Origin of the sequence: Leclercia sp. 119287 (genome assembly GCF_009734485.1) — a bacterium.
Lineage (GTDB): Bacteria > Pseudomonadota > Gammaproteobacteria > Enterobacterales > Enterobacteriaceae > Enterobacter > Enterobacter adecarboxylatus_C.
Genome location: NZ_CP046445.1, coordinates 91,286 through 118,014 on the forward strand (window position 1 = coordinate 91,286; position 26,729 = coordinate 118,014).

At 57.5% G+C, this 26,729-nt stretch carries 25 protein-coding genes; 9 read left to right on the forward strand and 16 right to left on the reverse strand.

Annotation, left to right across the window (positions count from 1 at the left end):
* Positions 1–32 precede the first annotated feature (32 nt).
* From GNG27_RS00470 to GNG27_RS00485, 4 genes are all read right to left on the reverse strand, one after another.
* On the reverse strand, positions 33–1,667 hold the full coding sequence (locus GNG27_RS00470; protein WP_156262631.1) for a sulfatase-like hydrolase/transferase: 1,635 nt from the start codon (positions 1,665–1,667) through the stop codon (positions 33–35).
* An 18-nt stretch (positions 1,668–1,685) separates the two neighbouring features.
* Positions 1,686–2,657 carry a glycosyltransferase gene (locus tag GNG27_RS00475; protein ID WP_156262632.1) on the reverse strand — a complete coding sequence of 324 codons (972 nt, stop codon included), beginning with the start codon at positions 2,655–2,657 and terminating at the stop codon, positions 1,686–1,688.
* A gap of 10 nt (positions 2,658–2,667) precedes the next feature.
* Positions 2,668–3,651 carry a glycosyltransferase gene (locus tag GNG27_RS00480; RefSeq protein WP_156262633.1) on the reverse strand — a complete coding sequence of 328 codons (984 nt, stop codon included), beginning with the start codon at positions 3,649–3,651 and terminating at the stop codon, positions 2,668–2,670.
* A 125-nt stretch (positions 3,652–3,776) separates the two neighbouring features.
* The gene (locus tag GNG27_RS00485) at positions 3,777–5,147 is read right to left on the reverse strand and encodes an O-antigen ligase (protein ID WP_156262634.1); all 1,371 of its coding nucleotides are present in this window, start codon (positions 5,145–5,147) and stop codon (positions 3,777–3,779) included.
* A gap of 255 nt (positions 5,148–5,402) precedes the next feature.
* Between GNG27_RS00485 and GNG27_RS00490 the strand changes: the two genes are divergently transcribed.
* Positions 5,403–6,506: a glycosyltransferase family 4 protein gene (locus GNG27_RS00490; RefSeq protein WP_156262635.1), complete on the forward strand. Its 1,104-nt coding sequence runs from the start codon at positions 5,403–5,405 to the stop codon at positions 6,504–6,506.
* On the opposite strand, the gene GNG27_RS00495 is transcribed toward GNG27_RS00490, so the two are convergent.
* From GNG27_RS00495 to rfaD, 5 genes are read right to left on the reverse strand one after another with little or no spacing between them, the layout of a single operon-like run.
* Positions 6,485–7,594 (reverse strand): glycosyltransferase family 4 protein, encoded by a 1,110-nt coding sequence (locus GNG27_RS00495; RefSeq protein ID WP_156262636.1) that lies wholly within the window; start codon positions 7,592–7,594, stop codon positions 6,485–6,487. The genes GNG27_RS00490 and GNG27_RS00495 overlap by 22 nt on opposite strands.
* Entirely contained in the window at positions 7,591–8,694 is a 1,104-nt protein-coding gene (rfaQ, locus tag GNG27_RS00500; protein WP_156262637.1) for a putative lipopolysaccharide heptosyltransferase III, read from the reverse strand. Before rfaQ ends, GNG27_RS00495 begins: the two co-directional genes overlap by 4 nt.
* On the reverse strand, positions 8,687–9,673 hold the full coding sequence (gene rfaC / locus GNG27_RS00505; RefSeq protein ID WP_156262638.1) for a lipopolysaccharide heptosyltransferase RfaC: 987 nt from the start codon (positions 9,671–9,673) through the stop codon (positions 8,687–8,689). Before rfaC ends, rfaQ begins: the two co-directional genes overlap by 8 nt.
* Before the next feature lie 3 nt (positions 9,674–9,676).
* The gene (rfaF, locus tag GNG27_RS00510) at positions 9,677–10,723 is read right to left on the reverse strand and encodes an ADP-heptose--LPS heptosyltransferase RfaF (protein WP_156262639.1); all 1,047 of its coding nucleotides are present in this window, start codon (positions 10,721–10,723) and stop codon (positions 9,677–9,679) included.
* A gap of 9 nt (positions 10,724–10,732) precedes the next feature.
* Positions 10,733–11,665, reverse strand: a complete 933-nt coding sequence (gene rfaD / locus GNG27_RS00515) for an ADP-glyceromanno-heptose 6-epimerase (protein ID WP_156262640.1) — start codon at positions 11,663–11,665, stop codon at positions 10,733–10,735.
* Between the two features lie 215 nt (positions 11,666–11,880).
* Here rfaD and kbl point away from each other — a divergent pair, with 215 nt between their 5' ends.
* The 3 genes from kbl to GNG27_RS00530 all read left to right on the forward strand — a co-directional run bounded on the left by kbl (position 11,881) and on the right by GNG27_RS00530 (position 15,051).
* Positions 11,881–13,077 (forward strand): glycine C-acetyltransferase, encoded by a 1,197-nt coding sequence (gene kbl, locus GNG27_RS00520; protein WP_142487743.1) that lies wholly within the window; start codon positions 11,881–11,883, stop codon positions 13,075–13,077.
* 9 nt (positions 13,078–13,086) lie between these two features.
* Complete coding sequence (gene tdh / locus GNG27_RS00525; RefSeq protein WP_142487744.1) at positions 13,087–14,112, forward strand: L-threonine 3-dehydrogenase; 1,026 nt, start codon at positions 13,087–13,089, stop codon at positions 14,110–14,112.
* A 138-nt stretch (positions 14,113–14,250) separates the two neighbouring features.
* On the forward strand, positions 14,251–15,051 hold the full coding sequence (locus tag GNG27_RS00530; RefSeq protein ID WP_156262641.1) for a glycosyltransferase family 2 protein: 801 nt from the start codon (positions 14,251–14,253) through the stop codon (positions 15,049–15,051).
* A gap of 23 nt (positions 15,052–15,074) precedes the next feature.
* On the opposite strand, the gene GNG27_RS00535 is transcribed toward GNG27_RS00530, so the two are convergent.
* The 3 genes from GNG27_RS00535 to gpmM are packed head-to-tail and all read right to left on the reverse strand — an operon-like array spanning position 15,075 to position 18,863.
* On the reverse strand, positions 15,075–16,019 hold the full coding sequence (locus GNG27_RS00535) for a divergent polysaccharide deacetylase family protein (protein ID WP_156262642.1): 945 nt from the start codon (positions 16,017–16,019) through the stop codon (positions 15,075–15,077).
* Between the two features lie 3 nt (positions 16,020–16,022).
* A complete protein-coding gene (gene envC / locus GNG27_RS00540; RefSeq protein ID WP_231600469.1) occupies positions 16,023–17,282 on the reverse strand; it encodes a murein hydrolase activator EnvC in 1,260 nt (419 codons plus the stop codon).
* Positions 17,283–17,315: 33 nt separating this feature from the next.
* Positions 17,316–18,863 (reverse strand): 2,3-bisphosphoglycerate-independent phosphoglycerate mutase, encoded by a 1,548-nt coding sequence (gene gpmM / locus GNG27_RS00545; RefSeq protein ID WP_142487748.1) that lies wholly within the window; start codon positions 18,861–18,863, stop codon positions 17,316–17,318.
* A gap of 248 nt (positions 18,864–19,111) precedes the next feature.
* Here gpmM and GNG27_RS00550 point away from each other — a divergent pair, with 248 nt between their 5' ends.
* From GNG27_RS00550 to cysE, 5 genes are all read left to right on the forward strand, one after another.
* On the forward strand, positions 19,112–19,543 hold the full coding sequence (locus GNG27_RS00550) for a rhodanese-like domain-containing protein (RefSeq protein ID WP_142487749.1): 432 nt from the start codon (positions 19,112–19,114) through the stop codon (positions 19,541–19,543).
* A 14-nt stretch (positions 19,544–19,557) separates the two neighbouring features.
* Entirely contained in the window at positions 19,558–19,809 is a 252-nt protein-coding gene (grxC, locus tag GNG27_RS00555; protein ID WP_156262643.1) for a glutaredoxin 3, read from the forward strand.
* 32 nt (positions 19,810–19,841) lie between these two features.
* Positions 19,842–20,309: a protein-export chaperone SecB gene (gene secB / locus GNG27_RS00560; RefSeq protein WP_106995460.1), complete on the forward strand. Its 468-nt coding sequence runs from the start codon at positions 19,842–19,844 to the stop codon at positions 20,307–20,309.
* Positions 20,309–21,328: an NAD(P)H-dependent glycerol-3-phosphate dehydrogenase gene (gene gpsA / locus GNG27_RS00565; RefSeq protein ID WP_142487750.1), complete on the forward strand. Its 1,020-nt coding sequence runs from the start codon at positions 20,309–20,311 to the stop codon at positions 21,326–21,328. Before secB ends, gpsA begins: the two co-directional genes overlap by 1 nt.
* Before the next feature lie 79 nt (positions 21,329–21,407).
* Positions 21,408–22,229 (forward strand): serine O-acetyltransferase, encoded by an 822-nt coding sequence (gene cysE / locus GNG27_RS00570; protein WP_103177740.1) that lies wholly within the window; start codon positions 21,408–21,410, stop codon positions 22,227–22,229.
* 32 nt (positions 22,230–22,261) lie between these two features.
* On the opposite strand, the gene trmL is transcribed toward cysE, so the two are convergent.
* From trmL to lldP, 4 genes are all read right to left on the reverse strand, one after another.
* Entirely contained in the window at positions 22,262–22,732 is a 471-nt protein-coding gene (trmL, locus tag GNG27_RS00575) for a tRNA (uridine(34)/cytosine(34)/5-carboxymethylaminomethyluridine(34)-2'-O)-methyltransferase TrmL (RefSeq protein ID WP_142487751.1), read from the reverse strand.
* Positions 22,733–22,943: 211 nt separating this feature from the next.
* Positions 22,944–24,131: an FMN-dependent L-lactate dehydrogenase LldD gene (gene lldD, locus GNG27_RS00580; RefSeq protein ID WP_156262644.1), complete on the reverse strand. Its 1,188-nt coding sequence runs from the start codon at positions 24,129–24,131 to the stop codon at positions 22,944–22,946.
* Positions 24,128–24,901: a transcriptional regulator LldR gene (gene lldR, locus GNG27_RS00585; RefSeq protein ID WP_010436677.1), complete on the reverse strand. Its 774-nt coding sequence runs from the start codon at positions 24,899–24,901 to the stop codon at positions 24,128–24,130. The genes lldD and lldR overlap by 4 nt, the downstream gene beginning before the upstream one ends.
* A complete protein-coding gene (gene lldP, locus GNG27_RS00590) occupies positions 24,898–26,553 on the reverse strand; it encodes an L-lactate permease (RefSeq protein WP_142487753.1) in 1,656 nt (551 codons plus the stop codon). The genes lldR and lldP overlap by 4 nt, the downstream gene beginning before the upstream one ends.
* Positions 26,554–26,729 lie beyond the last annotated feature (176 nt).

The following is a 26,729-nucleotide window of genomic DNA, read 5'->3' on the forward strand; positions in this document are numbered from 1 at the left end:
CGGGCATTGCATGCCCGTTTAATGATTTCTGCTTAACGTTCCGCTTCCGGCAGTTCGTTCAGGTGGTAGGTGACGCGCTCCGACAGGCCGCGAATATCCCCCCCGGTAATATAGTAACTGTCGTCCTTCTGATTCGGATTACTGACCGCGTACCCCAGCATCCTGTTGATCAGCGTCGCCATCTGGTAATGGTTGAGAGGAACCTGTGGGCTGATGGCGCTCATCGTGTACGCCGGATCGTTGCTGAAGTAGAGGAACGGCACCTGGGCAATCGGCATCTCGACAATCGAGTGGCCGAACAGCCCGCCATCACCGACGCGTTCGCCGTGATCCGAAGTAATAAACACCAGCACCGGCAGTTTAGATTTCGCCATTGCGGTACGGATCGCCGAGGCCAGCTCTTTGTCGTACAGACGCACGGCATCATCGTACTCATTTTTCTTCTGCGCCACGTCGTCACTCAGGCGTGGGGTGGAGAATTTCGCAAAGCCCTGCGGGATGTTGCGCTCATAAGGAATATGCGGCGCGCGGCTGTTCAGCACCATCAGGAAAGGTTTATTCCAGTCCAGCTTCGCCTGCTCAACGGACGGGGTCAGCACCACGTCGGCACCCACGTCCGGCGCCGGGCGGATCTGCGTATCTTCCCACAGGTCGATATCATGGATGCCAATCCAGTTGCTCAGCCCTTCCAGGCCCTGGGCGGAGATAAACGCCGTCTGGTAGCCCTGCTTTTTGGCATTGGTGAAGATGTTAGTCGACTTCGACTTGTAGGCGGCGTAGTTATCCGGCTCGCGCAGGTTGTTGACCAGCATCGGGATCGCCACCCGGGTTGAAACCGCGTTCGAGACGATCAGGCGGCCCGTGCCCTGATACTGCTGCAGCAGCGCCTTCAGTTCAGGCGTAGTGTCGCGTTCGTAGCCCAGGGCGCTGACATGATGCGGGTTGAGGCTTTCACCAATCGCCAGGATGATGGAGTATTTCCCGGCGTGGCTGCCTTCCACTGGCTCGACCTTATAGGGCTCATAGTGCGTCACGCTCTGGTTTTCGCCGGAAAGGGCTTCCGGGATCAGGCGAATGGCGCTGTAACTCATGGCCGACAGACCGTTGCGCAGTAAAGAGTGGCGCAGATCCGGGTTGAATTTATACATCTGTCCGTCGATGGCTTTATAGAACTGACCCGCAAACATTACCACGATAGCCAGCAGGCACGGCATCGCCACCCACTTATGCCACTGCGGCGCCAGACGACGGGTAAAGACCAGCGCAAAGATCACCGCGACGGCCATGATGGCAAAGTAAATCCCAAGCGATCCCAGACTGTCCGTAATGCCGCTGGCGATATCTTTGGTTTCGACAAAGGCCAGCCATACTTCACTCGGGCCGTAAAACTGGCCGTAGAACTGGTAATAAACCGCTTCCGATATCTGCACGATAAAGGTGACCGCCAGCAGCAGACGGGTCAGGAAATAGCGGGCGCTAACGGCCGCCAGCACGGAAATGATCAAATACAGCGACATGTCGCTGGATTTCGGCTGATAAACATGGTCTTTCAGCAGGATAATGATTTCACAGAGTGAAAACAGCACCAGGAAAACCAGCGTGAGTATCACGGTACGCAGAATATTGCGGCGCGGCGTGAGTGATGAACGTGCGGATGTTTTAAACATGAACAGACTCAATGTGGCTTAAAACTTTTTAGTCAGCGGACGAATGGCTTTACCGAAACCAAAACGCAGAGCGCGAACCAGTGCAGGGCGTTTATGCAGTCCTTTACGCCAGATATCCTCAAACAGGCTGAACCAGCGTGCGGCGACCGCTTCGCGGGAGTAAACCTGCAGACGTTTGTCACCCTGCTCGCGCATCTGACGATACAGGCCAGGGGAATTTTTCAGCCGCATGATGGCATCGAAGGCCTCGTCCGGCGTTTTGGCGATCAGGTAGTCGAGCTCGCTTTCGCGGATCGCGCGGAAGGAGGGCTCGTCATCACACACCATAACGGTACGTCCCAGCCAGTTGTTGATCAATTTACTGGCGGGTTTGCGGGCCAGCTTATGATCGTGTGATTTGCGGAAACTCACGCAAATATCCACGTCCTGGTAGTCGGTCCAGTTATCGAAGGAGATGCGGAGACTGATACCTTGGTCGGCCAGACGCTGTTTAAAAGCTTCTGTTTGGTATTCTTCCGGAAAGCTATCTACGCCCCCAAAATAGGCGACATTATTAACGTTATTATTCTCACTTTCGCGAGGTTTAAGTCCCGGTTGCGGCCAGTGAGGAATATAAATACGGCTCGTATTCGACGCGATCGCTGAATTTTGCTCGACGACATAATCAGCACCAAGGACGGGGGGGCGATCGGCACGGGCGACAACAGTCACACCGACCCAAGGTTTTACACGTGAGCCAAAGTGATCGTTATGCATCAAATTAATGGCATCAGCACGACACTCTGTGCCCCAGGAGCATTCTATCTGGCCGTTATAGTAGTAGTTCAGGCTAAGCAGGGTCTGGAATGTCCAGACACCGCGCCCACCACAATAGAAGCGATGTGGAATATCGTCAGGGTTGATTACCTGATCCAACAGTGTCTGAAAATCAGCAAAATTCGTCGCGATGTAATCCTGCCTTGAGACAACATGCACTTTTAGCTTGTTCATAATTACACTTTCATTTGACGAGTTTTTTAAGACGGAAGTAACGACGTCCCAGGCGCCAGCGCTGCCGCAAACCCCGCGCGTTTTTCCAGATCATCGACCAGATGCCGCGATCGAACAGTTCCTGGGTGATTTCGCGTTTTTTCGCGCTGTCTTCAATGTTATTGATGCTGTGCAGAATACCCAGCCCCTCTTTGGCGATTTGCCACTGGCAGGCCGGGGCGCGCTTCACCTGTTCCGGATAGCGTTTATTGATGGCATCCAGCATTTCGAGGATTTTCATATAGTGACGCGAAGAGCGCATCCGCGTATCGTCGGTGCCTGGCGTGTGCGATACCGACGCCGAGTGGATCAGATAGTCATAATAAACTTCATCCACGTACTGCACGCGTTTGGCCGTCAGCAGCACTTCTGTGGTCCAGGGAATATCCTGATGACGCAGGCCATGTTCGAAGGTAAAACCCTGCGCTTTGATAAAGGCGTGGCGATAGATATTCAGCCAGGTGACGTGCAGGAATTTGCGCGAGGCCAGCGCCATCTGCAGCCATTCCGGGCCGTCCAGCACCTCTGTTGAAGCCAGCTTGTCGGACGGAAAAATCTTTTTCGACGGTCGGCCGTCGTCATAAATATAGGTACCGTTACAGGTCGCCACATCCAGCTGGCCCGCAAAGGCAATATCCAGCAGGCGCGGGTACATGCCCGGATAAATAACGTCATCTATATCGGGGAAGGCAACGTATTCGCCTGTCGCCTGGGCAAGACCGGTATTGCGCGCGGCCGATACGCCGCCATTAGGCTGATCGATTATCTGGAAATGGCTAAATTCACTGGCATAGCGGGCAATAATTTCAGCTGAGCGATCCGTTGAGCCGTCATTAACGATAATGAGTTCCAGGCTCGATAAATTCTGCTGTTTAATGCTGTCAAAAAAAGCGCTCAGGAATTTTTCGCCATTAAATACGGCAACGATGAGGCTTAATTGAGGCGTTTCAGACATGCTTTCTCCGTAAAAATACGCAGCAATAAAAAGGGTATAACGAGGCCATTTGCTGGCAATTCGACAGCCGACAGGCTAAAGCGTTCCGCGCCAGGGTGATTATTCACACTGGCGCTTCAGAGAGATCAGGTCGTTTGATTTTCGCTCTGGGCAGGGCGCAGGGCACACATGCCAACCAGCAAGCCGGTCAGAAACATATACTGCTCCAGGAAGTGATCGACCAGATTGTGATCGACCATGGTTCTGGAGAAGAAACCGATGGTAAAGAGTAATAAGAACATACCCACCATGATGTTGCCGCGACGGAATTCCCGCCAGCCGATATACCAGCAGCCCACCAGCAGAATCAGCCAGCCCGCGATACCCATAACGCCGTTCTGAATACCAAATTCAATCAGGCCGTAGTGGCTATGGGGGATGTTAATACGGTTATCCTGGGTATCCCGACGCAGCACATAGCGGAACGCCTCTTTTTTGGCTCCTATGCCTGCCGGGTGTTCAGCAACCAGTTTCCAGCCCTGATGGAAGAAGCTGGCCCGACAGCCGTTAGAGTGATCCATCGGCTGCCCTAACCCATTTAAAGGTATCGTACCGTCCGTTTTGTTGTAGCAATAGCTGGTAAACGGAGCATTCCAGCCAGCAATGGCATCACTTTCCAGGTTTTGCCAGCGTGGGTCGGTTTTCCATGAGGCGTAACCAAGTAGCGCAGAAACAATAATAAGACCAACCAGAATGCCACTGGTGACGATGACTCTGCTGCGGCGCATGCTGTGCAGGCTCAACAGGATAAAGGTTGAGAACAGGCTGCCGACCAGACCGATGGTGCCCCAGCGGGTGTCTACCAGCGCGGTACACAGCAGGTTGCTTAAAAGCATCAACCCCAGAACGGGGGTGTTCAGGCGCAGGAAACGTTGATGTAACAGACCGCGTGCCAGCAACTCGGCCAGGATAAAACCGGTGATCATATTGACCTGGAAGCTCATGCGGGTGCGGTTAAAGACGATCCGCGTTTCACCCCAGTGAATATAACCGTCGCGCCAGTATAACCAGACAGTATCCAGTAAATGTACGCAGACCACGCCCCAGAAGAAGAGGATCACCAGCGTAAAGAAGCGGGCGGCGGTCATGGAGGGGAATGTTCTCTGGATCGCCGGTAATAATACCAGACCACCGCAGAACAGTAATACCGGGCGTAACCACTGGCCACTCCAGGCAGAAACCATTTCTTTTATGTCCGGGGCGACAAAAAAGCCATTAATCAGAATAAAGAAAGTTAACGCCCATATCACAATAAGAACGAACTTAATTTTGCTTAAATCCAGCCGTTGTCTGGTTTTTATCCCACTAAAAAACAGACCAAGTGCCACGGCGACAATGGGATAAATCAATCCATTGCGGTGAAACGGCAGCTGATCGTTGGGAATAGGCCAGACAAAACATAAAGCCAGTACAGCAAGGACTAACAGACCTGTCAGAATGTTACGAGTATTTGTCATATATTTAGGGCTGGTTAAGGATTTTCGGTTCTTGACCGGCTGGTTAACAACGCTGTGAGCGATCTCCACGGTTTTTCCGTGGGAAATAAAAAGCCAAAGAAAACTATCACAAATACCTGGCCTACAGAAGGACAATGTTTGTAAGCAAGAATAATCCGTTAGGCGCTTTCCGGCACCAGGCTTTATGTATTACCCCAGCCGTAACGGTTATAATTTGCTGTTACGGCAAGTCATTGCACAATAAACAGGAAAAGTATGCATATTGTTCACACTGAAGCAGACGGCGGTAAAGGCGGTCAGCCATTACGCATCATTAATGAGTCCTTAGGGATGATTCAGCGCGGCCATCAGGTGACCATACTTTGCCCGGACAGTGCACCCCTACACGGCCTGGCACGCGATGCCGGGTTAACGGTGGTGACTATGCCGCTTCGGCGTAAAAACCTGCATAACCTGCGGCAGCTGCGCCGCTGGCTGAAAGAGAATCGCCAGTCCGTTGATGTCATCAACAGTCACAATTCTGCCGATACCTGGCTGGTGGCGCTGGCCAATCTTACCCTTTCGAACCCAATTCCGCTGGTGCGTACCCGTCACGCCTCCGGCGTACCACGCAATAACTGGACTACCCGCTGGCTGTTTCGTAAAGCCTGCGCCCATATTGTGACCACCGGAGAGGCGCTGCGCCAGCAGATGGCGGATATCGGCGTGCCGATGGCTCAGAGCACCTCTGTGCCGAGCGGCGTGGATACCCGGCGTTTTCACCCGGGGGATAAACAGACCGCACGTGAAGATTGCGGCCTGTCGCAGGCGGATTTCTGGCTGGGCGTGGTATCGCACCTGCGGCCTAACAAAGGCCATAGCGTGTTGCTGCGTGCCCTGGCCGCCATTGATAATCCACACATCAAATTGGCGATTGTCGGTGAAGGGCCATATAAAGCGACGCTGGAGCAGGAGATTGTCGACCTGGGATTACATCAGCGGGTGGTGATGGCGGGGCATCGCAGCGATCCTGAACGCTGGTTCCCGGCCTTTGATGTCGCGCTCAGCCCGTCGCACGATATGGAAGGCCTCCCGCAGGGGGTTCTGCAGTCGCTGGCCTCGCGCATCGCTACTATCGCCACCGACGCGGGTGGCACGGCTGATGCGGTGATTAACGGCCAGACCGGGATCCTGATTGCGCAGCGCGACGAAACGGCGTTGCGCGAGGCGATTGTCAAACTGCATGACGATGCCGCGCTGCGCGAAAAGCTGGCGCAGCAGGGGTACGATTACCTGTGCAGCCATTTCACCCGCGAGTGCATGCTGGAGGCGATGGAAAAGGTCTTTTCCACCGCGGCTCAGCGCAGCAGGTCGCGATAGAGCGCCTGCAACTCTTTCGCCATCCGTTCCAGGGTATAAGGCTCAGCCGTGGCGCGTGCCGCCGCTGAGTAATCCACGCCCTGTTCACGGCCCTGAAGCCAGAGGCTTATCGCCTGTTGATAACCGTCGCGGTCGAGCGCGTCGCGCACCCAGCCGTTAACGCCCTCTTCAATCCACTCAGCCGCGCCGCAGCCATGGCTGGTGAGCAGCGGCAGGCCGCAGGCCAGGGCTTCGACGCAGACATTCGGAAAGGGATCGTAAAGGGTCGGCAGGAACAGCGCATCGGCGGAGCCATACACCTGACGGACATCGGCAACCGCTCCCAGAAAACGCACCCGGGACGCGATGCCGAGGGACTGCGCCAGCTTTTCGAATTTGCGCGCGTGTTTATCGCGCCCGGCGACCAGCAGCCAGACATCCGGATGAGGAACTATAGCGCGCAGTGCCGTCGCCACCCCTTTACGGCTGAACCCGGAACCGACATAGGCCAACACCGGTGCTGCCTGTGGGATCCCCAACGCATCACGTTGGGAAAGCGCACGAACTTGCAGGCTAAAGTGGGCGGTATCCACACCGTTGTAGATCACCGTCAGCTTGTCATCCGGCAGGCCAAAACGGCGGGCGATATCGTCCCGCACCATCTTCGAGTTGCAGATCACTTTGCGCAGCGCAGGATGGGTGAACATCTCCGTTTCCGCCTGCAAAATATAGCGATGATAGCGGCTCAGGGACTGCGCCCAGCGCGCCAGCGGTGACTGGATGCGGTTATACTGCTCAAGCCAGGTGGCGTGCACGCCATCCCCGGCACGGAAGATGGTTGCCCCCGGAATGCGCTCGTGGCTCTGCACGATATCGAACTGCGCAAACTTCGCCGCCGCGGCGGCGGCAAAACCCGATTCGCGATCGAGGCGGTTGCGGAATGTGGGATTGACCGTCAGCGTTTGCCAGCCGGCGGCGTCTTCCCACTGACGGGCGATCAGGGTCACGTCCAGAGCGGTATCCTGCGCCAGCGTATTCAGGGCGCGGGAGACAAAGCGCTCGGCACCGCCGTTGGGATTATAGGTCTGACGAACGATAGCCAGCTTCATGTCGGGTTTTCCAGCAGCAGGGTATCGATGGCGCTCAGCACCATTTGCGGGGTGATCGCCGTAATGCAGTCGGAGACACCGCTGTCGCCGCAGCCCGCTTTACCGCAGGGCTGACAGGTAAAGCCGGCAACGATCACCCGGTAGTTCACGCCCCACGGCGCCCACTTAATTGCTCCGGTTGGGCCGAAGATGGCGACGGTTGGCGTTCCCACCGCGCTGGCGAGGTGCATCGGCATCGAGTCCACACCGAAGTAGACCCGCGCGTGCTTCATCAGCGCGCCCAGCTCTTTCAGGTTAAGCTGGCCGCTTAAATCAAACACCGGCTGGGTGAGTGCGGCACGCAGCTCATCCATATAGGCGGTCTCTTCTTTTGACGGCGCCGCTGAGAGGATAATCGGCAGGCCGCGGGCCGCCAGGTTATCAATGGTGGCTGCCAGCTTGTTAATATTCCAGGCCTTAAACATCCAGCGCGACGTCGGGTGCACCAGAATGTAGGACTGACTTGCCAGCCCGAACCCGGCCAGTTTCTCTGCAATCGACGCTTCCGCCGCATCGCCCGGCACAAACAGGGTGTGTTTATCGGCATCGGTCTGCGGATGAATGCCGATCCGCCGCAGCGCATCCAGATTCACCTCCACCATATGGCGGCTGTTATCCTGGATCGCCGGATAGAGGGTGGTGAAAGATTTCACCCACCGGCGACGCGCCAGCCCGCCGCGTTTATCGGGCTTAAAGCCGACGGACACGCGCGGTTTCAGACGACGCGCCAGCCGCGCGCCGTGCCAGTGTTCGGTGAGATTGATCAGCACGTCATACTGACGCGCCTTCAGGGTGTTCAGCAGGGCTCGGTACAGGCGGAACTGCGCGAACCAGCCTTTTTTACGCCAGTTGCGGCCAATGGTATGCACCTGGTCGATACAGGGGTGGCTGGTGAGCATCGCTTGGGTGTCGTCATACACCAGGGCATCCACTTCGACATCGGGGTAGTTCTTTTTCAGCACCGTGAAGACCGGCGAGGTCAGCAGGACGTCACCGTGGTGACGCAGCTTAACGATCAGCACGCGCTTCGGTGGGCGCTCCGCTGAGAAAAAATCAGACATAGGCTCTCTCTGCTGCCAGCAACGGCTCTAATTGCGCAAATACCGCAGCGGCGGAAAGGTCGCTCAGCTGCGATGAATGTTCCGGGCGGCAGATATATTGATTTTTTCCGTAGCCGCCAATCAGACCCGGATCCGTCGGGCCGTAAAGCGTAATATTAGGACGATCCAGCGCCGCCGTCAGGTGGCTGAGGCCGGTATCCACTGACACGACCGCCGTGGCGCCTGCCAGCTGCTGCGCCACGCCGTCCAGCTTCATACGGGGCAGCACGTCCACGTAGTCAAAGCCTTCTGCCAGCCGCTTCGCCCGCGCCTCTTCGTGCGGGGCTCCCCACGGGAGCCTGATGCGCAGGCCTGTACCGCTCAGCAGGCCGATAAGATCGCGCCAGTGGGCTTCCGGCCAGTGTTTATCATCCCGGGTGGTGGCGTGCAGGAAGATGAGATAAGGCGTACTTGCGTGCTCTGCGTCGTGCAGGAAATGCCGGGAAATGGCGTAATCGCCCTGCATTTGCGGTTTTGCGTAGCCCAGGCTTTTGGCGAACAGCTCGCGCGTGCGTTCGACAGCGTGCTGCTGCTTCGCGATCGCGTGGCGGCGGGTATAGAACAGGCTCGCCAGCGGTTCGCGCGCGCTATTCCAGTCCATCCCGTGCTTCACGCCGTGCGCCAGCCGGGTGACCAGCGCCGCGCTTTTGACCAGCCCCTGGGCGTCAATGATGGCATCATAATGCTGAGCCTGAACCGCGTCGCGAAAGGCCTGACGCTCGGCCTTAATCGGCGCGGAGAACCAGGCTTTGCGCCAGCGACGGATGGCCACCGGGATCACCCGGTCGACGGCTTCATGCCAGCCAGGGATCTGCGCGAAGCCTTCTTCCACTACCCAGTCAAAACGAATGTCCGGGATAGCCTTCATGGCGTCAGTGAGCGAGGGCAACGTATGCAGCACGTCGCCCATCGAGGAGGTTTTAACGATCAGTACCCGCATCCGTTATCCTTCTTCACTCAACAGCAGTTCGTTAAGCTCATCGAGGACACGCTGCGGGGTAATGTCGATCAGGCTCTGGTGATAGCCTTCGGCGGCGTCACCCTTACGTACTTTGTGGTAGCCGGTGATCAGGCGGATCACGCGGGCTTTATGCGACAGCGGCGGGGTAAAGTCCGGGCTGCTTGGGCCGTACAGCGCCACCAGCGGGCGGTTCAGCGCCGCGGCAACGTGCATCAGACCAGAGTCGTTAGTCACCACGGCCTTACAGGCGGCCAGCAGAATGACGGCCTGCTCCAGCTGGGTTTCCCCGGCCAGATTACGGCACCAGGCCTGCTGCTCGACGTTCAGCGTGGCGAGAATTTCATTGCCCGCCTCATGATCTTTCGCCGAGCCGAACAGCACAATCTGATAGCCTTCGTCGATCAGCTGCTTCGCCAGTTCGGCATAGTGATAGTGCGGCCAGCGCTTCGCCGGGCCAAATTCCGCGCCCGGGCAGAAGCCAATCAGCGGACGATCGGGCAACAGGCCAAAGGCGTTGCAGGTCTGGGATTTCTCACCCTCGTGGACCTGGAGCTGTGGCCACAGCAGCGGCTGGGGCAGATCTTTCGCGCTGCGCATCACGCCTTTGTCGTAGGCCAGCGCCACGTAGCGCTCCACCATCAGCGGCCAGGCCTCTTTATCCAGTATCCGGGCGTCGTTCAGCAGGCCGTAGCGCATCTCGCCACGCCAGCCGGTGCGGTGCGGCACGTTGGCAAAGAAAGGCACCAGCGCGGACTTGAAGGAGTTAGGCAGCACATAGGCGCGATCGTAGCGCTTGTCGCGCAGGTTATGACCGAGCTTGCGGCGCTCGGCGAGTTCCAGCGCCCCGTGGCCAAGCGGCATCGGGATCGCCTCGTTCACTTCCGGCATTCGCGATAACAGCGGACGGCACCATGCGGGTGCCATCACGTCGATTATCGCCTGGGGATAGCGCGCCTTGAGCGTGCGATAGAGACTTTGCGACATCATCATGTCGCCCACCCATGACGGGCCAATCACCAGTATTCTCATAGGGATGTCTTATGCGTCTCGGTTCAGCCAGGCCATATATTCCGTTACGCCTTCGGCAACGGTCTTAAACGGCTTGTCGTAGCCTGCGGCACGCAGGTTGGTCAGATCCGCCTGGGTGAATGCCTGGTAGCGGCCTTTCAGCTTATCCGGGAACGGGATGTACTCAAGGCTGCCTTTCTGATGATACGCCAGCGCAGCATCGGCTACCGCCTGGAAGGATTCCGCGCGGCCGGTACCCAGGTTGAAGATGCCGGAGACGCCGTTTTCCCAGAACCACAGGTTAACTGCCGCTACGTCGCCCACGTAAACGAAGTCACGCTTAAAGCCGTCGCTACCTTCGAACAGTTTCGGACTTTCGCCATTATTCAACTGGGTGTTCAGGTGGAAGGCCACGCTTGCCATGCTGCCTTTGTGACCTTCGCGCGGTCCGTAGACGTTGAAGTAGCGGAAGCCGACGATCTGCGAGTTCGCTTCTGGCAGCACCTGGCGGACGTATTCGTCGAACAGGAACTTGGAGTAACCGTAGACGTTCAGCGGCTGCTCGTATTCACGGGATTCAATAAAGTCAGAGGTGCGGCCGCCGTAGGTCGCCGCGGAAGAGGCGTACAGGAACGGAATTTCACGTTCCAGGCAGTAGTGCAGGATCTCTTTGGAGTACTGATAGTTGTTATCCATCATGTACTTGCCGTCCCACTCGGTGGTAGAGGAGCACGCACCTTCATGGAAGATAGCCTCGATCTCACCGAACTCTTCACCCGCCATAATCTGGATCAGGAAATCTTCTTTATCCATGTAGTCGGCAATGTTCAGATCCACCAGGTTAACAAACTTGGTGCCGTCTTTCAGGTTGTCCACCACCAGAATGTCGGTGATGCCTTTGTCATTGAGGGCCTTAATAATATTGCTGCCGATAAAGCCCGCGCCGCCGGTAACGATGATCATAGCTGTAACCTTTGAAGTGTGGAGCCCGGGGACAATCCCGGACGCGAATGTTTCTATCATATCATTAGTATGGCTGCCCTTCAGCCATTCACCTTCACAGCGCAGGGGTACACGTGATTTATGCTGCAAAAACGAGAACTGTTAATGCGTCATCTCGTATCGGCGTATAGCTTTGGGTAATATGTGCCGAAATTTGCCGAGTCTGGAGAATTGCAATGCGTGGTGATTTTTACAAACAGTTAAACAGTGACCTGGAAACCGCGCGAGCGGAAGGGTTGTTCAAAGAAGAGCGAATCATTACCTCCGCTCAACAGGCGGATATCACCGTTGCCGACGGCAGCCACGTGATCAACTTCTGCGCCAACAACTATTTAGGTCTTGCGAATCACCCTGAGCTGATCGCTGCTGCTAAAGCGGGCATGGACACCCACGGTTTTGGCATGGCCTCCGTGCGTTTCATCTGCGGCACCCAGGACAGCCACAAGGCGCTGGAGAGCAAGCTGGCCGCCTTCCTCGGTATGGAAGATGCGATTCTGTACTCCTCCTGCTTCGACGCCAACGGCGGTCTGTTTGAGACCCTGCTCGGCGCGGAAGATGCCATTATCTCCGATGCCCTGAACCACGCGTCGATCATTGACGGCGTGCGTCTGTGTAAAGCGAAGCGTTTCCGCTACGCCAACAACGACATGGTTGAGCTGGAAGCCCGCCTGAAAGAGGCCCGCGAGGCCGGTGCGCGCCACGTGCTGATCGCCACCGACGGCGTGTTCTCCATGGACGGCGTGATCGCCAACCTGAAAGGCGTCTGCGATCTGGCAGACAAATACGATGCGCTGGTGATGGTCGATGACTCGCACGCGGTTGGTTTTGTCGGCGAGAACGGTCGCGGCTCCCACGAATACTGTGAGGTGATGGGCCGGGTAGACATCATCACCGGCACCCTGGGCAAAGCGCTCGGCGGCGCGTCCGGCGGCTATACCGCCGCCCGCAAAGAGGTGGTGGAGTGGCTGCGTCAGCGTTCCCGCCCGTACCTGTTCTCCAACTCCCTGGCCCCGGCCATTGTTTCCGCCTCCATCAAGGTGCTGGAGATGGTGGAGTCCGGTGCCGAACTGCGCGACCGCCTGTGGGCTAACGCCCGACTGTTCCGCGAAAAAATGACCGCTGCGGGCTTTACCCTGGCCGGTGCCGATCACGCCATTATCCCGGTGATGCTGGGCGATGCCGTGGTGGCGCAGAACTTCGCGCGTGAACTGCAGAAAGAGGGCATTTACGTCACCGGTTTCTTCTTCCCGGTGGTGCCAAAAGGCCAGGCGCGTATTCGCACCCAGATGTCGGCGGCGCATTCCCCTGAACAAATTGAGCGTGCGGTGGAAGCCTTTACCCGCATCGGCAAACAACTGGGCGTGATTGCCTGAGGACGCGTAATGAAAGCATTATCCAAACTGAAAGCGGAAGAAGGCATCTGGATGACCGACGTTCCGGAACCGGAAGTGGGTCATAACGATCTGCTGATCAAGATCCGTAAAACCGCCATCTGCGGTACTGACGTGCATATCTACAACTGGGATCAGTGGTCACAGAAGACCATTCCGGTGCCGATGGTGGTGGGTCACGAATATGTCGGCGAAGTGGTTGGCATTGGTCAGGAAGTAAAAGGCTTTAAAATTGGCGATCGCGTCTCCGGCGAAGGCCATATCACCTGCGGCCACTGCCGTAACTGCCGTGGCGGACGTACGCATCTGTGCCGTAACACCGTCGGTGTGGGCGTCAACCGCCCGGGCTGCTTCGCAGAATACCTGGTGATCCCGGCGTTCAACGCTTTCAAAATCCCGGACAATATCTCTGACGATCTGGCCTCTATCTTTGACCCGTTCGGCAACGCGGTGCACACGGCGCTGTCATTCGACCTGGTAGGCGAAGACGTGCTGGTCTCCGGTGCAGGCCCGATCGGCATCATGGCGGCGGCCGTGGCGAAGCATGTGGGTGCGCGCAACGTGGTGATCACCGACGTGAACGAATACCGCCTGTCGCTGGCGCGCAAGATGGGCGTCACCCGCGCGGTGGACGTCTCTAAAGAGAACCTGAACGACGTGATGGAAGAGCTGGGGATGACCGAAGGCTTTGACGTCGGCCTGGAGATGTCCGGCGCGCCACCGGCATTCCGCACCATGCTCGACACCATGAACCACGGTGGTCGTATCGCGATGCTGGGTATTCCACCGTCAGATATGTCCATCGACTGGAACAAGGTGATTTTCAAGGGGCTGTTCATCAAGGGCATTTATGGTCGCGAGATGTTCGAAACCTGGTACAAGATGGCGGCGCTGATCCAGTCGGGTCTGGATCTGTCGCCAATCATTACCCATCGCTTCTCCATCGATGAGTTCCAGCAGGGCTTTGACGCGATGCGTTCCGGCCAGTCCGGAAAAGTGATCCTGAGCTGGGATTAAACGAAAAGCGCCTGCGGGCGCTTTTTTTCGCCGGCCTCACGTTTTTCAGTCCATAACCGGATATTTGCTAGCTTTTCTTCGCTTTTTACCGCCTTCGCTTATAGAGTTTGGGGAAGTTTACTCAACTTTACAGCGCCTATGTTCAAGCTCACCGTTTGTTTATTGACCTGTAACTCAGCACGACTGCTGCGTGAAGTCCTGCCTCCGTTGATCGTTGTTGCCGATGAGCTCATCGTCCTCGACTCGGGCAGTCACGACGCCACCTTAGCGATTTGCCAGGAATACGGCATCACCCCCCATCATCAGCCCTATACCATGCATGGCGTGCAGATGAACCACGCTATCGATCTGGCGAGCTGTGACTGGGTGCTGTGCATGGACAGCGATGAAATTCTGGATACTGAAACCGTCGATTTTATCCTGCGCCTCAAGGCCGGTGATGAACCTCATCCTCAGCAGGCATGGCGGATCGCCCGCTACTGGCATGTCTTAGGGGAAGAGGTGCGGACGATTTATCCCGTCTCCTCGCCCGATTTCCCGGTACGGCTCTTTAACCGCACCCAGGCGCGGTTTAATCAGCGTCCGGTGGATGACAAAGTGGAAGGGGCGATCCAGTCCGTTAAAATTCCTGGCCGTGTGCGCCATGACACCTTCTATTCGCTGCATGAGGTCTTCAACAAGCTGAACAGCTACACCAGCCGTCTGGTGAAGTACCAGACCGTACGCCCTTCTATTGCACGCGGCGTCATTAGCGCCATCGGCGCGTTCTTCAAGTGGTATCTGTTCAGCGGCGCGTGGCGACAGGGGAGAGTGGGGGTGGTGACCGGTGTCTATGCCACCTCTTACAGCTTCCTGAAATATTTCAAAGCCTGGTATCAACATCAGGAACAAAAAGCGTCTGCGGCCAAAAAGCACGCAGACTCTCACGTCGTCGAGTAAAGGATCCCGCCTCACGGCGGGTATCAGCTTTTCTTACCCCAACCCTGCCACTGCAGCTGAACGTATTTCACCAGCGAACTCTGGCTGATGCTCTCCCCAATCACCGAGAAGTAGCGGGTCACATAGACCGGCTCCGGCGGCTGCTTCGGCGCACAAAGCGTTACGCCGCGGAACGGGTTACGCGGTTTGGCGCCAGGCACGGTGCCAGCGGGTGGCGGGCTAACCGGCCGGGAGGTATCTACCTGCGGCTCATTGAGCAGGCTGCTGGCCGGCACCAGGGTAATATCCGCAGGCAGGGTGGGCAGCATCTGCTGTAACACGCGGACGGTGGACGGGTGAGGGTGACCGATGGCGATCGCCGAGCCTGAGCGGCGGGCCACCTGCACGGCGCGGTTAAACTGGACGCGGATATCGGCCTCGTTTTGCGTGTCATCGAGGAACACTTTGCGCTTGATCACCTTCACGCCGGTGCCCTGTGCGGCGCGCATCGCCTGGCTGTTGCCGATGGTCATGCTGTCGAGGAAGTAAAGGTTGTAGCGCTCAAGCGACTGCATCACCTTCTGCATGCCAAACAGGCTGGAGGTCATGGCGCTGCCCATGTGATTATTCAGCCCCACGGCATAAGGCACTTTGCCATACGCCTCGCGGATGATGCGCTCGATCTCATCGCTGCTCATCTCCGGACGGAGGGTGTCTTTTTCCAGCGGCTGTTTGCTGAGCGGTGCCATCGGCAGATGGATTAACACCTCATGCCCGCTGTTGTGGGCTTTGGTGGCCATTTCATGAGCGTGAGGCGCGTTCGGCAGCACGGCGACGGAGATGGCGGATGGCATCGCCAGCACCTGATTTTCTGTGTGTGGACGATAACCGAAGTCATCGATGACGATAGCGAGTTTACCTGCGTAAACCGGCATCGCCAGCGCCAGTGCGCTGACGAAGGGGAGAACCATACGACGAAATTGAAGCAAAACTTATCTTCCCAACCACGGCTGTGGATTGACCGCCTGACCCTGGCGACGAATTTCGAAATAGAGTGACGGGCGGCCCTGACCGCCACTGCTGCCCACAAGGGCGATAGCCTGACCGGCGCGAACCTGGGTGCCGACGCTGACCAGGGCGCTCTGGTTATAGCCGTAAAGACTCATGTCGCCTTTCCCGTGCTCAACCACCACCACCAGGCCGTAACCCTGCAGCCAGTCAGCGAGGATCACCCGGCCATCGGCGATAGCTTTGACTTCGCTACCTTCCGATGCACCGATAACAATCCCCTTCCAACGTAGCTCACCCTGCAGCTGTTCGCCATAACGATGCAGAATTGAGCCCCGTACCGGCCAGTAGGCCTGACCGCGCGGAGAGCCCAGACCGCCGGTGCGCGACATCAGCGAGCGTTCGTTTTCTGTTGGTTTGTAGGTGGTGCCTTTGCGGGAGGCTTCCTGCTGCTTGTTGCGAACGGCCTGCGCTTCACGCGCCTCTTTCTCGGCGCGCGCTTTGGCGGCCGCTTCCGCACGGGCGATGCTGTTACGCAGTTTTGATTCGTTGGCGCGCATCTCCCCCAGCTGCGCCTGGCTCTCCTGAATGGAGGACTCCAGCCCGGCGAGGGTTTTCTTACGCTCGTTGCGCGCCTGTTCCAGTTTGGCCTGTTGCGCCTGCTGATCGTAAAGCAGGGTCTGCTGCTGGCTCTGCTTCTCTTCCAGCTCCGCTTTTTGCGTGGTGACCTCTTCCCGCGTCTGCTTCAGCTGGGCGATAGTCTCCTGGCGGGCCTGGTTGAGATAACCGAAATAGGCCTGCAGGCGTTGGCCGCGCTGGCTCTCTTCGCCGCTGAGGATCAGCTGGACGCCGGTGTGTTCACCCTGGCGGAAGGCCGCATCTAACTGCGCGGCAAGATTGCGCTCCTGAGCCGCACGCTGAAGCTCAAGTTTGGCGATAGACGCATTCATCTCGTCTATTTGTTTATTCAATACGCTGAGGGTGTTCTGGGTTTCACGCAGCTGGCGTGCCGCCGCGGAGATCGCCTCTTCCTGCTTTTTGAGTTGCGCCAGCAGGGAAGAACGCTGCTGCTGCTGCTGGCGTACCGCCCGCTCTTTGGCCGCGATATCGGCCTGAATGGTTTTGAGCTGATCGCGCTCGTCCGCCTGGGCGGATGCCGCGCACAACAATACGCCAGCGCTGAGCACGCTGGCGTAAAGTAAAGGCCTGACTGATAACCGTAACGGCTTCACGACCCATGTGATTGAAACAATCGCCTTTCCCCTCATGGGGAAGGATTATTCCACGATGAACAGCGGCTTGCCAGTCATCTCTTGCGGGATTTCCATGCCCATCAGGGCCAGCATGGTCGGGGCAACGTCTGAAAGCTTACCGCCATCCACTGCTTTAACTGATTTATCACCGACATAAATCATCGGCACCGGCAGGTTGGTATGCGCGGTGTGCGCCTGGCCGGTGGCCGGATCGCGCATCTGCTCGGCGTTGCCGTGGTCTGCGGTGATCAGCATCTGGCCGCCCGCGGCCACGACGGCTTTGGTGACCTGGTCGATGCACTCGTCCAGCGCTTCAATGGCTTTGATCGCTGCTTCCATCACCCCGGTATGGCCAACCATGTCGCCGTTCGGGTAGTTACAGATGATGGTGTCGTATTTGCCGCTTTCGATGGCTGCAATCAGCTTCTCAGTCAGCTCGGCAGAGCTCATCTCCGGCTGCAGATCGTAGGTCGCTACTTTCGGGGAGTTGATCAGAATGCGGTCTTCGCCTTTGAACGACTCTTCCACGCCGCCGTTAAAGAAGAAGGTGACGTGTGCGTATTTCTCGGTTTCAGAGATGCGCAGCTGGGTCTTGTCGTGCTTCGCCATCCACTCGCCGAAGGTATTCGCCAGCGATGATGGCGGATAGGCGCATGGGGCTTTGATGTCGGCGGCATATTCGGTCAGCATCACGAAATCGCCCAGCTTGACCTCTTTTTTACGGGCGAAGCCGTCGAAGTCAGCGTTGACGAAGGCGCGGGTGATTTCGCGGGCGCGGTCAGCACGGAAGTTCATGAAGATCAGCGCGTCGCCATCTTCCATCGCGGCATCGGCCTGGCCTTCGGCGCGGATCACGGTCGCTTTTACGAATTCATCGTTTTCATCGCGGGCGTAAGCGGCTTCCAGCGCGGCAACGGCAGTGTTTGCCTGGAACTCGCCTTTGGCTTCAACCAGCAGATTGTAGGCCTGCTCTACGCGATCCCAACGGTTGTCGCGGTCCATGGCGTAGTAGCGGCCAATGATGGATGCCACGCGGCCTTTGCCGAGGGCGGCAAACTTGTCTTCGAAGGCTTTCAGGGAGGATTCAGCGCTGCGCGGCGGGGTGTCGCGGCCATCAAGGAATGCATGCAGATAGATTTTTTCTGCCCCTTTTTCCGCGGCCAGTTCTACCATCGCCATAATGTGGTCTTCGTGGCTGTGGACACCACCTGCGGAGAGCAGACCCATAATGTGCACCGCTTTGCCTGCGGCGGCGGCTTTCTCAACCGCGCCGGTCAGCACCGGATTCGCAAAGAAGGTGCGTTCTTTAATTTCAACATCCAGACGGGTCAGATCCTGATAAACAATGCGTCCAGCACCCAGGTTGACGTGTCCAACTTCGGAGTTACCCATCTGGCGATCGGGCAGACCCACTTCCAGGCCGGACGCATCAATCAGCGTATGAGGACGTTGGGCCCACAGTGCATCCATGACCGGGGTTTTAGCGTTGAAAATGGCGTTATCCTGGTGATCTTCGCGATAGCCATAGCCATCCAGAATCATCAGTACCATAGGTTTTTTAGAAACCGACATTGCGACAACCTCTTTGCTCAAAAGACAAAAAATTTGCGTAATTTTACTACAGCTGAATCGATCAAATAGCCGCAGAAGATCAAAGAAAACGCCAGCCCAGGGGTAAGGGGAGGGGAATTTTGGTCTTTTTTTTCGTGGCAGCACGCAGAAAATGGATTAGCTTATTGTCGCTGGCTGTATTTGCCACAACGCACAGGTATACTCCTGTCCTGGTTTTTTATTCACTCAGTCGGGAGTCGTTACCCCCCATGCAAGAAATTATGCAATTTGTCAGCCGCCACCCCATACTTTGTATCGCGTGGATTGGTCTACTGGCAGCCGTACTTTTCACCACGTTCAAAGGCCTCACCTCTAAAGTGAAGGTGATCACCCGCGGCGAAGCCACGCGTCTTATCAATAAAGAAGATGCAGTGGTTGTCGATCTGCGTCAGCGTGACGATTTCCGCAAAGGCCATATTGCAGGCGCGATTAACCTGCTGCCAGCTGAAATCAAAGCCAATAACCTTGGCGAACTGGAAAAGCATAAAGACAAACCCATTATTGTCGTTGACGGCACCGGGATGCAGGCTCAGGAGCCCGCAAATACCCTCGTCAAAGCAGGCTTTGCAAACGTCACTGTCCTGAAAGACGGCATCTCAGGCTGGAGCGGTGAGAATCTGCCTCTGGTTCGCGGTAAGTAAACAGGAGTCTGAACATGGCCAATATCGAGATCTATACCAAAGCGACCTGCCCGTTCTGCCACCGTGCGAAAGCGCTGCTGGACAGCAAAGGCGTAGCCTTCCAGGAACTGCCTGTTGATGGCGACGCTGCGAAGCGCGAAGAGATGATTAAACGTAGTGGCCGTACGACGGTTCCGCAGATTTTTATCGATGCGCAGCACATTGGCGGCTGTGATGACTTGTATGCGCTTGACGCGCGTGGTGGACTTGATCCCCTGCTGCGCTAAGGCGTTTTAGGACAATTAAAAAGGGTTTTTCCATGTCAGAACAAAACAACACCGAAATGACTTTCCAGATCCAGCGCATTTATACCAAAGATGTCTCCTACGAAGCACCTAATGCGCCGCATGTTTTCCAGAAAGACTGGCAGCCAGAGGTTAAACTTGATCTGGATACCGCATCCACCCAGCTGGCGGATGATGTGTATGAAGTCGTACTGCGTGTTACCGTAACCGCCTCTCTGGGCGAAGAGACTGCATTCCTGTGCGAAGTACAGCAGGGCGGCATCTTCTCCATCGGCGGCATCGAAGGTAATCAGATGGCGCATTGCCTGGGTGCATACTGCCCGAACATCCTGTTCCCGTATGCCCGTGAATGCATCACCAGCCTGGTTTCCCGTGGTACGTTCCCGCAACTGAACCTTGCGCCGGTGAACTTCGATGCGCTGTTCATGAACTATCTGCAGCAGCAAGCTGGCGAAGGTACTGAACAACATCAGGATGCCTGATGAGTACTGTCAATGCGTCAATGACTGTGATCGGTGCCGGCTCTTACGGCACCGCTCTTGCTATCACTCTGGCAAGAAATGGTCACGAAGTGGTTCTCTGGGGCCACGATCCAAAACATATCGCTACGCTGCAAGCGGATCGCTGCAACGTTGCGTTCCTCCCCGATGTGCCTTTCCCTGACTCACTGCATCTTGAAAGCGACCTGGCGACTGCGCTTGCCGCAAGCCGCAATATTCTGATCGTTGTGCCGAGCCACGTGTTTGGCCAGGTGCTGCGACAGATTAAACCGCTGATGCGTGATGATGCGCGCGTGGTCTGGGCGACCAAAGGGCTGGAAGCCGAGACCGGCCGCCTGCTGCAGGATGTCGCCCGCGAAGCGCTGGGTGATGCCATTCCACTGGCGGTGATCTCCGGTCCGACCTTTGCGAAAGAGCTGGCGGCAGGGCTACCGACGGCCATCTCGCTGGCCTCGACCGATGAGACCTTCGCTGACGATCTGCAACAGCTTCTGCACTGCGGTAAAAGCTTCCGCGTCTACAGCAACCCCGATTTTATCGGCGTCCAGCTGGGCGGCGCGGTGAAGAACGTTATCGCGATCGGCGCGGGCATGTCTGACGGTATCGGCTTTGGCGCGAACGCGCGTACGGCGCTGATCACCCGTGGGCTGACTGAAATGTCCCGTCTGGGCGCGGCGCTCGGTGCCGATCCGGCCACCTTTATGGGGATGGCAGGGTTAGGCGATCTGGTGCTGACCTGTACCGACAACCAGTCGCGCAACCGTCGTTTTGGCATGATGCTCGGCCAGGGCATGGATGTAATCGGCGCGCAGGAGAAGATTGGTCAGGTGGTAGAAGGCTACCGCAATACCAAAGAAGTCCGGGAGCTGGCACACCGCTTTGGTGTCGAAATGCCAATAACGGAGGAAATTTATCAGGTATTGTATTGCGGAAAAAATGCGCGCGAGGCAGCATTGACCTTATTAGGTCGCGCACGCAAGGACGAGCGTAGCAGCAGTTAACTGCAGGAAAGCGTTATCACCTGAATGACCCGGCTGGCAAAGAACCGGCCGGTCATTATCATTACGTCTGGAGTAAGCAATGCCGTGTGAAGAACTGGATATCGTCTGGAACAATATTAAAGCCGAAGCCCGGGCTCTGGCCGACTGTGAGCCAATGCTCGCCAGTTTCTACCACGCGACGCTACTCAAGCACGAAAACCTCGGCAGTGCCCTGAGCTATATGCTCGCCAACAAGCTGGCTTCCCCGATCATGCCGGCCATCGCCATTCGGGAAGTGGTGGAAGAGGCCTATGCGGCCGACCCGGAGATGATCGCCTCCGCCGCGTGTGATATTCAGGCGGTACGCAATCGCGACCCTGCGGTGGATAAATACTCCACGCCTTTGCTCTATCTGAAAGGTTTCCACGCCCTGCAGTCCTATCGTATCGGCCACTGGCTGTGGAACGAGGGCCGCCGCGCGCTGGCGATCTTCCTGCAAAACCAAGTTTCTGTAAGCTTCCAGGTGGATATCCACCCGGCGGCGAAGATTGGCCGCGGCATCATGCTCGACCACGCCACCGGGATTGTGGTGGGTGAAACGGCGGTGATTGAAAACGACGTCTCGATCCTGCAGTCCGTGACCCTGGGCGGGACCGGTAAAACCAGCGGCGATCGCCACCCGAAAATTCGTGAAGGGGTGATGATTGGCGCAGGCGCGAAGATCCTCGGCAATATCGAAGTGGGACGCGGCGCGAAAATTGGCGCCGGTTCGGTGGTGCTGCAACCTGTACCGCCGCATACCACCGCCGCAGGCGTACCGGCGCGCATCGTTGGCAAGCCGGACAGCGATAAGCCCGCGATGGATATGGATCAGTTCTTCAACGGGATCCACCATACCTTTGAGTATGGCGACGGGATCTGAGTAAACGCCCGGTGGCGCTGCGCTTACCGGGCCTACCGCAATATCGCGCCGGCATACCCCAGCTGGCGCCAGGCTTCATACACTACCACTGACACCGCGTTCGACAGATTCATGCTGCGGCTGTCCGGCATCATTGGAATACGGATTTTTTGTTCAGCAGGCAGGGCATCGAGAATGCTGGCCGGCAGGCCGCGCGTTTCAGGGCCAAACAGCAGATAGTCCCCCTCCTGATAGCTTACGGCGCTGTGCGCAGGCGTACCTTTGGTGGTCAGGGCAAAGATCCGTTCCGGTTTTTCCGTTTCCATAAAGGCGGCCTGATCCCGATGACGAACCACGGCGGTGAACTCGTGATAGTCCAGCCCGGCGCGGCGCAGGCGCTTGTCGTCCCACGTAAAGCCCATTGGCTCGATGATATGCAGACGGAACCCGGTATTGGCGCACAGGCGGATGATATTGCCGGTATTAGGTGGAATTTCTGGTTCGAATAGAACGATGTTAAGCATGCTGCCCCTTGAGCCTGTCCCATCAGGCTATTTTATTTGCCATTTTGGACCTGGGCAGTGCTCACAATCCTCACGTACTACGTGTACGCTCCGGTTGTTGCGCGCTGTCCGTGTCCAAACTGGCTGCAACAATATACGCCTGATGGGACAGGCGCAAAAAATTGCGGGGCAGGATATCATCCCCTCTCCCCTTTGGGGAGAGGATGAGGAGCTAAGCCGCATCCCCCTGCGCCAGCGGTGCCAGCCCGGCAGGGATCTTACTCAGCTCCTGCACCAGCATCTCCTTGCTGATGTCGCGAATGGATTTCGCCCCGGTGAGGGTCATTGCCACCTTCATCTCTTTCTCGATCAGATTGAGCAGGTTCGCCACGCCCGCCTGGCCGTGGGTCGCCAGCGCGTAGAGATAAGCCCGGCCCAGCAGAACGGTATCGGCGCCGAGGGCAATCATGCGCACCACGTCCAGACCGTTGCGGATCCCGGAGTCCGCCAGAATCGCAATATCGCCCTTAACCGCATCGGCAATGGCGGGCAGGGCGCGGGCAGACGAGAGCACCCCGTCCAGCTGGCGGCCGCCGTGGTTCGACACCACGATGCCGTCGGCACCAAAGCGCACCGCATCGCGGGCATCTTCCGGATCGAGGATCCCCTTGATCACCATTGGGCCGTCCCAGAATTCGCGGATCCACTCCAGGTCTTTCCACGAGATCGACGGATCGAAGTTGTTCGCCAGCCAGCCAATGTAATCTTCCAGCCCGGTCGGTTTACCCAGATAGGCAGAGATATTACCCAGATCGTGCGGGCGACCGTTGAGCCCCACATCCCACGCCCACTGCGGATGGGTCACCGCCTGCCAGTAGCGGCGCATCGCCGCATTCGCGCCGCTCATCCCCGAGTGCGCATCGCGATAGCGCGCGCCGGGGGTCGGCATATCAACGGTAAAGACGAGGGTGGAGCAGCCCGCCGCTTTGGCCCGCTCCAGGGCGTTACGCATAAAGCCGCGATCGCGCAGGACGTACAGCTGGAACCACATCGGACGCTTGATGGTCGGAGCGACCTCTTCAATCGGGCAGACCGAGACGGTGGAAAGCGTAAAGGGAATGCCCTTGGCATCGGCAGCCGCTGCGGCCTGTACTTCACCCCGGCGGGCGTACATGCCGCACAGGCCAACGGGAGCAAGGGCTACCGGCATGGAGAGCGTTTCGTTGAACAGCTTCGTCTCAAGGCTCAGGTCGGACATATTCTTCAGCACGCGCTGGCGCAGGGCCACCTGCGACAGATCTTCCACATTGCGGCGCAGGGTGTATTCAGAGTAGGCCCCGCCGTCGATATAGTGGAACAGGAACGGGGGCAGGATGCGCTGCGCGGCGGCGCGATAGTCACTGGCTGCGGAAATGATCATGCTTTATTCTCCCTGGAAATGTCGTTGTCGCCAGGCAGACGGGTAATGCGCGCCTGTCGGGCCTGATCTTCATCGAATCGTTTAATGGTGGTATGCACGAAGCCCAGATGCGCCATCATCGCTTTACGCGCGGCCTCGGCATCACCGGCGAGAATGGCGTTGAGCACCGCCTCGTGCTGTTCGGTCAGCTGAGCGAAAACCGGCGGGACCAGATACATACGCTGTCGGCTCTGCTTCACGGAGGATTGCAACAGGTCGAAGAACCCGCGCATGGTTTGCAGCAGAACCACGTTATGCGACGCCTCGGCAATCGCCAGATGGAAACGCACGTCCGCCTGAGAGGCGATATCCGGGTCGCTGCTTTGCGTGGCCTCAAAGCAGGCTTTGAGCTTCTCTTTATCGGCCTCGGTTGCCCGCATCGCCGCATGCCAGGCCGTGCTGGTTTCGATGGCGTGGCGCGCTTCGAGGATGTCAAAGCTGTAGTCCGGGTCGTTCTCCATCAACGTTTTAAGCGGCTGGACGATGTTTTGTTCGGACCAGTCGTCATGCTGCCAGCGCACGAAAGTGCCGCCGCCGCGACGGCTCAGCAGCACCCCTTCGTTTACCAGCGTCGCCAGCGCCTCGCGCAGAGAGTTGCGCGACACGCCAAGCTGGGCGGCAAGCTGGCGCTCGGCGGGCAACTTCATGCCCGCCTCCAGATGTTGTTCTTCAATCAGCGCCCGCACGCGAGTGGCAATCTCGTCGGACAGGCGTCTGGGCATCACTATCATGGGATCATCCAGGTTAAGACATAGGCCTGCAGGGTGGTGATGACCCCTACCATGCAGGTAAATATCAGGCTGTGCTTCACGGTAAAGCGGAACAGATCCGACTCTTTACCCACCAGGCCTACCGCCGCACAGGCAATGGCGATGGACTGCGGCGAGATCATCTTCCCGGTCACGCCGCCAGTGGTGTTGGCGGCAACCAGCAGCACATCCGACACGCCAATCTGCTGGGCGGCTGTCGCCTGCAGGGCGGCAAACAGGGCGTTTGATGAGGTATCGGAACCGGTCAGGAACACGCCCAGCCAGCCGAGGAACGGCGAGAAGAAGGTAAACGCGTGGCCGGTATGCGCCAGGGCTAACGCCAGCGTCGAAGACAGGCCGGAGTAGTTCGAGATAAACGCGAACGCCAGCACCATGCCGATGGAGTAGATCGGCAGCATCAGCTCTTTAATGGTTGCGGCAAACGTCTGTACCGCTGCGGCAGGCTTCATGCGCAACCACACCACGGAAAGGATCGCGGCAAACAGGATGGCCGTACCGGTGGCGGAGAACCAGTCAAACTTGAACACCGCCGCGTACGGCGTGGCGTCGTGTACCACCGGCGGCATACGCGCGACCATCTTGTCGAGGAACGGCACGGAGATGTTAATCACCATGTCGTACAGTGCGCCGCCAGGAGCGAACAGCGCTTTAAACGGTGGAACGCTCCACAGCGTCACGGTGGCGGTCAGGAACAGGAACGGCGACCAGGCGCGGACGATCTGCCCGGCGGTATAGCCGGTGCGGGCCAGAGTCTGATCCACATGTGAGGCACCCATGTCCGCAAAGCGGAAGATGCGCACCGGCTGCCAGCGTTTCAGGAACAGCGTCAGACAGACCAGCGACACCAGGGAAGAGATAATGTCCGGCAGTTCAGGACCGAGGAAGTTGGAGCTGAGATACTGGGCAATCGCGAACGAACCGCCCGCCACCATCACCGCGGGCCAGGTCTCTTTCACGCCGCGCCAGCCGTCCATAATCGCCATGATCCAGAACAGCACAATAATGGTCAGGAACGGCAGCTGACGGCCCACCATCTGGCCGATCTCAAAGCTGTCCAGCCCGGTCACCTGGCCGGCAACCAGAATCGGAATGCCCATCGCGCCAAACGCTACCGGCGCGGTGTTGACGATCAGACACAGACCGGCGGCATACAGCGGGTTAAAGCCCAGGCCAACCAGCAGCGCGGCGGTAATCGCCACCGGCGCACCGAATCCGGCTGCCCCCTCAAGGAACGCCCCAAAGGAGAAGCCGACAATCAGCATCTGCAGGCGCTGGTCAGGGGTAATCGAGAGTATCGATGAGCGGATGATGTCGAACTGCCCGGTTTTCACCGAGATTTTATAGACGAAGACCGCGGCGATAATGATCCACGCTATCGGCCACAGGCCGTAGAAGAAGCCATAGATGACCGAGGCCAGCGCGCGATCGACCGGCATTTTGTAGAAGAACAGCGCCACCATCAGGGCGATGGCAACGGTATATGTCGCGGCAAGGTATCCCTTCAGCTTGAGCTTAATCAGCGCAAAGAAGAAGAACAGGATAGGTAGCGAGGCGATCAGGCTTGATAGCCAGATATTTCCTGCCGGATCGTAATTTTGTTGCCAGAGGCTCATTGCAGGTCTCCTGAGGACCACACAGGGTGAGACGCGGTGAGTCTGTGCTCATCTCGGCGTCACATTATGTGTAAAAGTGGTCCTGCCAATAGTGTGATGTAGGGTTAATGACAACAAATGGTTAACCAAATGTTATTGTTCGGCAATGTGTTTGTGAGCAAAGATTATGGAAATGT